This is a genomic window from Brevibacillus dissolubilis, assembly GCF_006170445.1.
GTDB lineage: Bacteria > Bacillota > Bacilli > Brevibacillales > Brevibacillaceae > Brevibacillus_B > Brevibacillus_B dissolubilis.
Map to the genome: position 1 here is coordinate 160,223 of NZ_VCNA01000010.1, position 12,014 is coordinate 172,236.

Consider the following 12,014-nt stretch of genomic DNA (forward strand, 5'->3'; position numbering starts at 1 on the left):
CCCTTAATCGCTATCCCTGCTTGTCCAGAAACAGGAGACATAAGGAGAGGTGAATCATGGAACATCCTCATAATCAGTTAGGACAGACTGCCTCCATCGCTTCAACCCTCGTTGAAAGGACACTCCCGCCAGGCCCTAGGGGTATTGAGAAGTGGAAGTGGCTTCGGGAATGGTTGCAAACGAGAGATACGGTAGAAATCATGGGGAAGCTTTTCGAGTTATATGGTTCTGTTGTGCGGATCAATGATCGTACCTTTATTCTTAGCGGAATGGAGGCTTCCCGTTTTGTGATGTTGTCAGACCCTGCTCTCGTGCAGCGTGCACCACTTGCAGAGGACGGCCCTCCAACACTGGCGTCAAAAGACGGAGAACTGCACAAAAAACACCGGAGGGCTGTGATGCAAGCCTTTCGTCCCGAGTATCTGACCCAATACGTGACGATGATGAATGAAATCGTGGAAATGAGGCTTCAAGAGTTGCCCCCACGATTTAACGTAATGGAAAAAATGCGGCAACTTACACTGGATGCTACGGTCTATACCATGCTGGGAATTCACCCAAACTCTCCTGAATATCAAGCTTATTTCTCTGAATATTGGCACTTGGTTAACCGTGGAAGAAAGCGGGCATTCCCTTTTCATAGAAAATACCAACGGGGCATGGAGGCTAAGGAGAAACTATGGCACTTGATGCGCCGGGTACGTGATCAGCAAGCACAACGGGAAAATAAGGATGTCTTCAGCGCCATGTCGATTATCTCAAGCCAAGAGGGACTGGTGATGACAGAGGAGGAGTTGTTCGGTTACGCGTATATGCTGACTGAATTTGGTGAAGGGGACGTTGCTCTCATGATTACCTATGCTGTTGCGGCTCTCCTTACCCGTCCTGACTTGATGGAGCAGTTTCGAGCGGAGCATACTTTGCTTGGGACTGAGCCGCTCACGTTAGAGAAAATCAACAGCATGACGTTCACGCTCAATTTGCTTCGGGAAGTGGAGCGTTTATATCCACCGGTACCCTTCATCCAGAGATATGCGGCACAAGAGTTGATCTTTATGAATTATAGGATTCCAAAGGGGAGTAAGCTGATCAACAGCATCTTTGAGACCCATCGACAGTCTGATTTATTCCAACAACCTGATGAGTTTGATCCAGCTCGTTATCTGGCACCGCGGATTGAGCAGAACCAATTGTCCGGGCTTGTTGGTTTTGGCAGTGGGCACCATATGTGCGTGGCCAAGACATTCACCCAACTCCAAGCCAGTGTGGTGTTGCATGCCTTATTCCGTCTGTATTCATGGCAATTGGAGGGGCTTCATCGTATTCCAAAAATTGATTATCGCGGCGCAGCAAAACCATCTTCCGATATTTTCCTGGAAATATCACCAAGGACTACAAAAGAGGGGCAATAAGATGTTGAAAAAAATGACGGCAACACTACTTCCTATCATATGCATCATCTTGGCTGTGTTATTGGGGGCACAGCCTCTTATTCCCCCTCCGCCGAACCCGATTGATGCACCGGCAACTGAATTTTCGGCAGAACGTGCACGAGAAAAGCTGAAACAAATCGCTGCCAAACCACATCCCATCGGTTCCGAACAACACAGCGTGGTTCATGACTATATCGTCAGCGAGTTGAACCAATTGAATATCCCTGTCGAGACCCAAGAGACGACTTCCAGCCGATTGGCAGACTGGGGGGTGCATCAGATCGGTCAGATCCGAAATATTATGGGACGCTTGGAGGGGACAGGTGACGGCCCTGCGATATTGGTCGCTGCCCACTATGACACAGACCCATTTTCCCCAGGGGCTAATGATGACGGGATAGCTGTCTCTGCCATGCTGGAAACCATCCGTGCGCTAAAAGCCGGCCCTGCTCTGCAACAAGATGTTATTTTCTTGTTCACCGACGGGGAGGAGGTTGGCTTACTGGGAGCTCAGGCATTTATCCAGGAACACAGATGGTCGAAGGAAATAGGGATGGTTTTTAACTTTGAGGCAAGAGGAAGCTCCGGGCCCTCTATACTGTTCGAAACAGGTGAGGGGAACCATGGGATCATGAATGAGTTTGCCCAAGCCGTTCCTGATCCGGTTGCCTATTCATTCCTGTCTGATATGTATAGCAGGTTGTCAAACGATACGGATTTGACCGTCTTTAAGAGAAACGGAGTAACCGGATTGAATTTTGCTTTTGTGGATGGATATTTTGCATACCATACCCCATTGGACAACATCGAGCATGTGGACATGTCCACCTTTCAGCATCATGGTTCTACCATGCTGTCACTGTTACAATCCTTCGGAAATAAGGAACGTACCGTTGCGGCAGAACGGGACAATAATGCCACCTATTTTAACGTTCTGAACACCTTAGTGATTACCTATTCACTCAGTTGGACGATTCCCCTTACTGTTCTGGCGTTCTTGTTAGTTGGGTGGGTGTTCTGGCTAGGTTTGCAAAAGGGTGCTCTAACGGTCAAAAAGGTTCTGTTCGGGTTCTTTCTGAATGGGAGTAGTATGGTCATGGTCTATCTCCTGATAACCGGTGTATGGAAGCTTCTTCAATTGTTCTATGAATCTCCAGACGCACTCTTGAATGATCCGGATTTTTCCTATCCTTATGTTCTCGGCTTGTTATTCCTGACAGGTTCCGTGTTTTATGGTCTGTTTTTATGGCAACAGAAGCTGGCAGGTTTTCAGAATCTCGCGATGGGGATGTATGTATGGTGGCTGCTTTTGGTTCTTAGCACCAATATATTTCTGCCGGGAGCGCACTATCTGTTCGTATGGCCGTTATTCTGTGGATTAATCAGCCTGCTTGTTACATACCGACGTGCAGAATCAACGGAACAATCCAGGGCCTATTTGGGTGCATTATCCTTGCTAACCATACCCGCCGTGCTCCTGTTCACCCCATTTTTTTACTTCATGCATCTCTTTGTTACCTTGCAAATGTCCGGAGTGCTCATGGCGGTGCTTATTTTATTGCTTGGGCTATTGATTCCGCAATGGACTCTCATCAATCTGCAAAACAAATGGATGTTATCTGCTGCGGGCTTGGTCATCGGTATCGGATTGTGCATCGCACAGCTTGTTGTGACAGCAGGAAGTGGTCAGACTTACCAGACGGTACACGATATGATGTACAGTCAATATACGAATGAAAATAGAGCCGTATTTGCCAGCACGGATGCACAGCCAAGCAATTGGACGAAGCAGTTTTTGAGTGAAGCGATAACAGAAGGAACATTAACGGACTTAAATCCTACGTATTCTGCACCTGTCATCAAAAGTGAGGCTCCATTCCTAAACGTGCAGGGTCCTGAGGTAAAGGTTCAATCCGATCAGTCCATTGATGGGGGAAGATCGCTTGAACTCTTGGTGACATCTCCACGGGGGGCGGATGAACTTTCTTTCTTTATCACTTCGGATGCAAAAGTAAAAGCTGCGTGGATTAACGGCAAGCCAATCAAGGAGTCTGCTGATGTAACAGCAGCGAAAGATGGCTTCTCGTGGGGGATGGAGTATTACGGAGGCGTACCTGATGAAGGGATTCGTGTCCGTTTACAGCTTTCTTCATCCGAGAAGGTTCAGGTTAAGGCCGTTGATCTTTCCTATGAATTGCCAGACTCGCTCCGGTCCAAAACGACGAATGATCCAAAAGCCATACCTGTAACATTTACCATTGTAAATCAGGAGTTTGCGTTTTGATTTCTACTCCCCAGTGCTAACCAGCATGCGTGTCTATTCAGCGTCTTTTCCTTTGCAAGCAGGAAACAAAAAAAGGAACGCCGAAAGACTTTAAGAAAAAAGACCCCATTCCAAAGTCAGGGGTCATCAACTTAGAGCTCAAGCCACACAAACCATGGATTCGTCAAGAAAACAGAAGGAGTCGAACCGTGATGCGAATACGCAGTTTGGGGAGTAAGATTCTAGTTTCATTTATTGTTACATTGCTCTTGTTCATTGGGGTTGTTTATTGGTTTTCATCCATAGTGGTCAAGGACGATCTGATGCTGGCCTCTCATGAGAAGCTTAGATCCGATCTGCAGATGACCAAGGCCATGCTGGATTATATCCATCCGGGAGAATGGTCGACCAAGGATGGTAAGCTGTATAAAGGAGATACTCCGCTCAACGATCAGGAGGAGTTCGTCGACAAGGTAGGAAAGCTGACCGGGGATACCGTCACTATTTTTCATGAAAATACCCGGATTGCGACCAACGTAACCAAACCAGATGGCAGCCGAGCAGTCGGCACACAAGTATCCGCAACCGTCGAAGAGACCACGCTCAAAGGCGGGCAGACGTACGTAGGAGAAGCAGAAGTAGTTGGTGTGAACAACCAGACGATCTATGAACCAATCCGGGACAGCTCAGGCAAAACGGTCGGGATGCTGTATGTCGGGGTTCCGATCACCCCGTATGAAGCGCTGGTCGATCACTTTTTACAAGAGTTGGCACTGACAGCAGCCGGAGCATTCGTCGCCTGCCTGATCATCACCTTCCTGCTGACCCGCTCGATCACCAAGCCGCTTCAGGCATTGGGGCTTGCGGCTGAAGCCATCGCAGCCCAAAATCTGCGTACCCCAGTCAAAGCCACGACCAAGGATGAGATCGGCAGACTGGCTGAGTCGTTCGAGCATATGCGGCTCAACCTGCTTAGCATGGTCGGTGAAATCCAGACCTTCGCCAAGACACTCAATGAGAGCAGTCACTATCTGAGCGAGGTCGCCGAGCAATCGACCGAGTCAGCCAACCAAGTGGCGGTCGCGATTGAAAAAGTAGCAGATGGAGCAACCCGCCAAGTAGACAGCATTCATCTGATCCTTCAACGTCTGGAAGAGACGACAGACCGGGTAGCCGAGGGGAATGGCCAAATCGCCCGTACCGTTGAAAGCGCTTTGCATTCTACTGAAGTCGCCCACCAAGGGGAGCAGGCGATCCGCGAAGCGATCTCGCATCTGGCACAAGTGACGGCCAATGTCCGTGAAGCCTCTGAGGGGATGATCGCCTTGGGCCGCCGCTCGGATCAGATCGGGGGAATCATCACCGCGATCACCGCTATCTCGGATCAGACCAACCTGCTTGCACTCAACGCAGCCATCGAAGCAGCGCGTGCAGGTGAGCATGGAAAAGGCTTTGCCATCGTGGCAGACGAAGTACGCAAGCTGGCGGAGCAGTCCAAGACGGCAGCGGCCCAGATCACCACGATGATCCACGAGATGCAGAACGAGACCAGCACCATGATGGAGACGATGGAGAGCAACCGCACAGCTATCGAGCAACAAGTGGAGCTGATCACGCGCGGAAGTGACGCCCTGCAGCGAATCGTAGAGACGACAACCGAGGCCGAACAGGAAGCGACCCGAGTCCAACAGCAGTTCGCCCACATGCGTGCAGGTGCAGCCGAGATCCTGCAAGCTACGCAGGCGATCAGTGAGCTGGTGGAGCTGTCCGCCTCTTCTGCCGAAGAAGTCTCAGCATCCGCTGAGGAACAGAGTGCCGTCGTCGAGGAGCTCAAAGCGAGCGCTCAAGAAATGGCAAAACGTTCCGAAAGGCTGGAAGAGTCCGTATCGACATTTGCTACCTAATATAGCCGACAGTATTTCCACGACAACCTGCCTATCCCCTATAAAGACCACCAGAATCCGTTATGCTGCGGAAAGGTGGTCTTTTTTGCGTCTTATCCGATCTGTTTTCCCGCGTCGTATATCACGCCAAGACTCTACGCCACATCCCGCTTGCTGAACGCCACCCATGTCAGCCCATAGAACAGCACAAAATATAACCCAAGCATCATCAGCGAAAAAGCAAACGTAACCCCCGGCACAGGCGGAATCCCGCCAAAGTATGCGGTCAGATCCGTATTGGCAAACAGCATATACTTCGCCCAACCATACTCGTACAAAATCTGAATCAGCGTATGACCCGACAGCAGCACCAGAATCGCCGCCGTAATCGCAATCGTGCTGTTGCGAATCCAAGCCGACAGCATCAGCCCGAAGCTTGTATACACCACAAGTGTCAGCCAGCGCAGTCCGTAATTGAGTGCGACGAATTTGGTCAGATCAGGCGGACGATACCCAGAGCCATACGGAAAATACCGGTTATAAAATTGATCACTCCCATCAAACCCGAACAAGATCCCACCCAACAGATAGCTGGATGAAAACAACAGCGCAAGCAGTACTGTCCCGAACAGAAGGGTGGCGATCAGCTTGGAAGCAAGAATGGTCGAACGGTAAAAAGGGCGGACGAGCAGCATTTTGACTGTCCCCAGCTCATACTCACTGGCAATGATGTCCCCGGCGATGATCAGGGTAAAAATCAGCACCAATGGCGATTGCTCGGAAGCCTCCAGCGCAAACGTCCAAGCCGAAAACGTATCCTCGATCTGTTTCGGCGTAAAGCCTTTGGTGACCAATGCCTGCAACAGCACGAAAAAAACTAACAACCCGAGTAAAATCCAGCTTCGCGGTCGACTGAACATTTTCATCCACTCATTGCGGATCAGATTAAGCATCATGTCCCACTTCCTTTCAGCTCGCGGAACCGGTCGCCAAGCTTTTTGGTCGCCGCTTGAATGCCGTATACCTTGATGCCGCTTTGGACGAGTATCTCGGTGATCGCAGGGATTTCTTTTCGCATCACGACGCCCAATTCAAGCATCGGACAGCAGTCTACGATGTTGGCTTGCGGGTAATGCGTGCTCAGCAGTTTTTTGGCTTCCTCCAATAGATCTACCTCAATAAATACGTTGGAGAGGGCCAGCTCGCTTTCATCCAGACCGGGAGTTGTCTTGACTGTCACGAGGCGTCCCATCTGCATCACGCCGATTCGGTCACACAACAGCTCCATCTCCGCGAGCAGATGGCTGGTGACGAGTACGGTCACCTGATCACGATCGGTTAAATCACGCAACAAGTCACCTAGCTCCCGCACCGCTGTCGCATCAAGCCCGGCAGTCGGCTCATCCAGCAAAAGAATAGATGGCTTGTGCAGCAGTGCCTGTGCCAAGGCCAGCCGTGATGACATGCCAAGCGTATATTCAGCGGCTTTGGTATGGATCGCCTTGTCCAGTCCGACACGGGAGAGCAAGGCGTGCAGGCTCGCGCGGTCATAGCGGAGTCCAGGTGTCATGCGGGCGAAGTGCAACAGATTCTGATAGCCGGTAAGGAAAGGATACAGCTGCGGGTTATCAATCACTGCTCCGACCTGACTGATTGCCCGGCGAAAATGCTTATGCAGATCCAGCCCGTTGATCAGGACTTGTCCTCTGGTAGGCTCGGTAAGTCCTGTGATCAGCTGAAACAGCGTGGTTTTACCCGAGCCGCTGGGGCCTAGCAAGCCGAAGATTTCCCCGCGGTTCACGGCAAGTGTCAGACTGTCGATGAGCTTGTGGTTCCCCGCCTGTTTGGTCACATTGATCAGTTCGATCGCCGGTACCTGTTTCGCCACGAAGCATGCTCCCCTCTCCAAGATCGGTCGTTTCACTATCCTTTATCGTCCATCCGGGTATCCCATCATTTCATATAGCGTTAGCTTGTTCGGTGCTACCATTTTCCATTCGTAAATCCTGTGCCTTTTGAGCAGACTGACAGGTGAAGTATGGAGAAGAAGGGATTGATCCCCTGATGATTATGATTGCCGGACATGAGCTTACGCAGGACCAGAATGGCGAATTGGTCGTCATCCTGTACGTCAAAACCGAGAGGACGGAGTTTGCGCAAGAGCATATGGAACCACATAATCAGCAATCCGAGACCGTAGATCAAGCCGTACACCATTACATAAGGGAGAGACTGCCGCATATCCGGGCCAAAGCAGCGAAAGTTGTCCTTGGCTCGATGATCATCGCCTCCATTCCGCTTTTGGGCGGGCAGGCAGCGGGAGCCGCCACACCTACATTGGCAGAGGGGATGGAGGGGCATGGTGTCACCTATTTGCAGCGTCATCTTGACTACCTTGGCTACTTCGACTACCACACGGCGACCGGAACGTTTGGCAATTATACCGAAGAGGCTGTACGGCAGTTCCAGCGGGAATATGGACTGACCCCGACAGGTGTGGCCGATCCCGTCACCCGAACCGCTATCGAGCGTGCCGTGATCAAGAAAAATATGATCCGCGATGCATACAACTACACAGGCGTACCATATGTCTGGGGCGGAGAGACCCCGTCTGGCTTCGACTGCTCCGGTTTTATCCACTACATGCTGCAGAAGCACGGCATCGACAGCGAACGCACCACCTCCCGTGAGCTGTACAAAATGGGGATTCCCGTGGGACGTCAGGGTCTGCAGGTGGGGGATCTGGTCTTTTTCGGCTTAACCGAGCCGGGCGAAGTCTCGCACGTCGGTTTTTATGTCGGAGACGGCAAATTCATCTCCGCCACCAACTCCAAAGGCATCTGGGTGTATGATCTGGATAACTCCTATTGGGGACCCAAATATCTAGGCGCCCGCCGTATTTACTAGGGTTTTGTTACGTCCCACCCAAAGATGACATAGGTTATAGTGACAGTTCCGAACGAAAAACCAGTCATCGAGGGAGGGTGTCCCACAATGGGGAAACCAATCATCGGCATACTCACATGGAGGGAAGGAACCAAATTCGAAGAACCCACGTATCTTCGCCGCCTGATTCGCGAAGGACGTGAGTTGGGAGCTACCGTTTTTTTATTTGGACATCAGGATATCTTTGCAGCGGAACGCAAAATCCGCGGCTTCGTCCCGTCGCCAGAGGGTGGCTGGGTCAGTCGTATCTATAACTGGCCCGAGATCGTCATCGACCGTTGCCGCAAAGGCTCACCCGAATACCGCGAGATTCGCAACAGCACCCTGTTCCGCTATGTAAACCAAAAATATACCAATAAGTGGAATGCAACCAGACGATTCATGCAAAACGAAGCGATGCGCCGCTGGATTCCTGAGACCGTCATCTATTCCACCGAGAATCTGCGCCAGATGCTCAAAAAGCATGAGCTGATCTATGTCAAACCAGGCAACGGTACAGGCGGACGCAGCATTCTCAAAATCTCGCATCAGAAGAACACCAAAGGCGGCTACACTGTCCTCGGACGCAGCCGCACACTCGTCAAGAAACGGCTTACCTTTCAGACCCTCCAAGGACTTACCCGCTGGCTCAACCGCTGGGTCAAAGCCGAAAAAATCCGCGACGGCCACTTTATGATCCAACAGGGACTCAACCTAGAGCTGATCCCCGGACGCGTCGCAGACACCCGCCTGCTGATTCAGAAAAACGAGCTGGGCGAATGGCGTATCACCGGCCTTGGCGTCCGCGTCGGCGGCAAGAACAGCCCCACCTCCAACCTCCACGGCGGCGGAAAAGCGGTCTCATTTGCCAACTTTCTCTCCGAACGCTTCAATCAAGAGCAGATCCAGGAGATTCAGCGCGAATGCCACCAGCTCGCCCACACCGTAGTGAATGTCATCGAAGAGGAATTCGGCACCATGATGGAGTTCGGCCTCGACATCGGCATCGATATCAAAGGCCGCGTCTGGCTGATCGAGGTTAATCCGAAGCCGGGGCGGGATATTTTCAAGAAGATGGGCAATATGGGCTTGTATAAGAAGTCGGTGCAGAGACCGTTGCAGTTTGCGATGTATCTGTTAGAACAAGATGCGGGGTAAAAGGCATGTTTAGAACAGCGAAAAGCGCTAGGGATATTTACCTAGCGCTTTTTTAATGGAATTTCATATGCTTTACTCTGAACAGATTGATGTAGTCGATAAAGTTAATCCTTTGCAACTGTTGGGTACCCCGCCATTCAAAATAGGTGATATTCTTCAAAAAATCCAAGAACCTATCATTGTTCAAAAGTTCCATAATAAACTGGATCTTAGCGGCTTTTCCATTGGAAGAGGCATCGGGATTCTGGATGAGCATACGGGTGATTCCTAGCAGAACATCGGTCATCTCGAGTCCTATTTCCGAATTTTTGGGGAGCATGAGACAATTCCGCGTGTAGAAATTTCCGCTGCGATATAATGAATGTGAATTTAAGATCTCTTTCATTTTTTGTTCCAATTGCATCTTCTTATATTCGGTACCCTTCTCAATAAAGATATCTGCAAGTACCGAGATTTCGTTGCCGTATCCTCTCATTTGACCGTAAATCAGTCTCTCCGGGAATTTCAGATAAATGGTGTTCTCAATCTCTCGTTCCTGAAAATTCTCTCTTCCAATCAAGTAATGGTAGTGATAGTGAATGACGTGAAACTCAATAAAAGGGGAGTAAATCAAAAGGAGTTCCATCAGATGTTTCAGATTATAACGCTTCAATGCATCGCCACTGTATTTATTCCAGTGGATTTTCAGATCCATTCTTTTTAAGAATTGATTATAGTAGCGGTACTCATCAGATTCATCGTAGATTTTTTTCGGGATGGATAATGAGCCCAATAAATTGGGACGGTCTGCGCCTTTTCCGGATTCATCAAAAAAGATCTTGAGTTCCTTCGTGCCCAAAGACTGAAAAAGATGATTCACCATGTGAAAACCACGCCCATTGACATTATTTTTACCCTGTATTATCATCGGGTTACCGATAACGATAAGCCAACCTCTCTCATTCCCCGGAGTGCGAGATTGACCAAAAAACAACTCATCCCTGTGATGCGTTGTTTTTTTATTTCTGGTCAAATTATAGAACACCCATGCTTGGCTTAGAAGTAGATAAAATGAATTTCATCTGGATTATTTTGTTATATAAATAGAGACGAAAGTCCCTTTAATCTATTGAGGGCGAACCCGATTGTTCAACCTCACTAAACCATAGTCCGTTTCAACCATATTCCCAATTGGGATTTTTTTCACTCTTCTTTCACTGGAATTCTTGCATTAAGCTGGAGACGCAGCCAAGTCACCACGCAAGAAAACCTAAAGAGGAGGAGTCAAACAATGATGAAACGAGAATGGTTGAAAAAATCGTCAATCGCCGTCTTGCTCAGCACCTCCCTGCTGATGGGCATGCCGCTTCCGCAAGCAGATGCGGCAGACGTGGTAAGTGTGGCCTACAATATGATGGGCAAACCTTACGTAAGCAATGGAAATACGCCGGAAGGATTCGATTCCGCCGGTTATGTCAGCTATGTGATGAAACAGATGGGAGTCACTGTCGCAGACAACCTGACCGCAATCAAAAGCGCAGGGACAAGTGTCCTTCGAGTCAACCTGCAGCCAGGTGACATCGTGATTCTCAAATCGTCCACATCTACCTATGCAGGCGTCTACGTGGGCAACGACAAGTTTTTATATGCATCCCAAGGAAAAGGCCAAGTGGTCGAGCAGACCATCAGCAATGTAGCTATAAGCTTTGCAGACGGCCGCCGTGTGCTGGGGACAAGCACTACCGCACCAACGACAACTCCGACACCAGCGCCTGCTCCTGCACCAGCCTCTACAGACATCGCTGAAAAAGTAATCCAAGCTGGTCTCAAATACCTCGGCACTCCATACGAATATGCCTCCACGCGTTCTACCAAAACCACCATGGACTGCTCCGAGTTCACCATGTGGGCATACAAAGAGGGCGCAGGCATCGACATGGGACGCGGAGGCGCTACCTCCCAGTCCAAATACGTCAAAGCCAACGGTGTCTACTTCCATGACGTCAACCAGCTCAAACGCGGCGACCTGATTTTCTTCATGAAATACCGCGGCTACAAAGCATCTGACTACACAGGCATCGATGCCGCCACCCAAAGCATCACCCACATCGGCATCTACATGGGCGACAACAAAGTCCTCCACACCTACAGCAAAGAATCCGGCGGCGTCAAAATCACCGACTTCCAAGGCACCTCATGGGGCTACCGCTTCATCGCCGGCGGCCGTCCGTATAAATAAACCCACTCGCAATTCAGCCCCGCAAGATTTTTCTTGACCGGCTGCTGTCATCTACACTTTCAAATCAAGCACGACACTCGGCAGAGAGCGGGAGACTCATCTGTTTGTAAGGAGACCGGCCCCAAAGGGGGAAA

General features: G+C 50.1%; 9 protein-coding genes. 6 read left to right on the forward strand and 3 right to left on the reverse strand.

Translation table 11 applies throughout. The features are described from left to right. Positions 1-56: 56 nt before the first annotated feature. The 3 genes from FGI41_RS18635 (at position 57) to FGI41_RS18645 (ending at position 5,600) form a co-directional block, all read left to right on the forward strand. Positions 57-1,412, forward strand: a complete 1,356-nt coding sequence (locus FGI41_RS18635) for a cytochrome P450 (protein ID WP_139491845.1) — start codon at positions 57-59, stop codon at positions 1,410-1,412. A gap of 1 nt (position 1,413) precedes the next feature. Beyond that, positions 1,414-3,717, forward strand: coding sequence for a M28 family peptidase (locus tag FGI41_RS18640; protein WP_176560346.1), 2,304 nt, complete (start codon positions 1,414-1,416; stop codon positions 3,715-3,717). Between the two features lie 191 nt (positions 3,718-3,908). Continuing rightward, the gene (locus FGI41_RS18645; RefSeq protein WP_139491847.1) at positions 3,909-5,600 is read left to right on the forward strand and encodes a methyl-accepting chemotaxis protein; all 1,692 of its coding nucleotides are present in this window, start codon (positions 3,909-3,911) and stop codon (positions 5,598-5,600) included. 134 nt (positions 5,601-5,734) lie between these two features. Here FGI41_RS18645 and FGI41_RS18650 read toward each other — a convergent pair whose 3' ends face one another. Both FGI41_RS18650 and FGI41_RS18655 read right to left on the reverse strand, forming a co-directional pair. Further along, positions 5,735-6,535, reverse strand: coding sequence for an ABC transporter permease (locus FGI41_RS18650; protein WP_139491848.1), 801 nt, complete (start codon positions 6,533-6,535; stop codon positions 5,735-5,737). Next, positions 6,532-7,467, reverse strand: a complete 936-nt coding sequence (locus tag FGI41_RS18655) for an ABC transporter ATP-binding protein (protein WP_176560347.1) — start codon at positions 7,465-7,467, stop codon at positions 6,532-6,534. The genes FGI41_RS18650 and FGI41_RS18655 overlap by 4 nt, the downstream gene beginning before the upstream one ends. Before the next feature lie 143 nt (positions 7,468-7,610). Here FGI41_RS18655 and FGI41_RS18660 point away from each other — a divergent pair, with 143 nt between their 5' ends. Both FGI41_RS18660 and FGI41_RS18665 read left to right on the forward strand, forming a co-directional pair. Further along, positions 7,611-8,486 carry a C40 family peptidase gene (locus tag FGI41_RS18660; RefSeq protein ID WP_139491850.1) on the forward strand — a complete coding sequence of 292 codons (876 nt, stop codon included), beginning with the start codon at positions 7,611-7,613 and terminating at the stop codon, positions 8,484-8,486. Between the two features lie 87 nt (positions 8,487-8,573). Then, on the forward strand, positions 8,574-9,662 hold the full coding sequence (locus FGI41_RS18665) for a YheC/YheD family endospore coat-associated protein (RefSeq protein WP_139491851.1): 1,089 nt from the start codon (positions 8,574-8,576) through the stop codon (positions 9,660-9,662). A 52-nt stretch (positions 9,663-9,714) separates the two neighbouring features. Here the strand turns inward: FGI41_RS18665 and FGI41_RS18670 are convergent, their stop codons facing one another. Then, on the reverse strand, positions 9,715-10,674 hold the full coding sequence (locus FGI41_RS18670; protein ID WP_139491852.1) for a hypothetical protein: 960 nt from the start codon (positions 10,672-10,674) through the stop codon (positions 9,715-9,717). A gap of 258 nt (positions 10,675-10,932) precedes the next feature. Between FGI41_RS18670 and FGI41_RS18675 the strand changes: the two genes are divergently transcribed. Further along, positions 10,933-11,880 (forward strand): C40 family peptidase, encoded by a 948-nt coding sequence (locus FGI41_RS18675; protein WP_139491853.1) that lies wholly within the window; start codon positions 10,933-10,935, stop codon positions 11,878-11,880. Positions 11,881-12,014 lie beyond the last annotated feature (134 nt).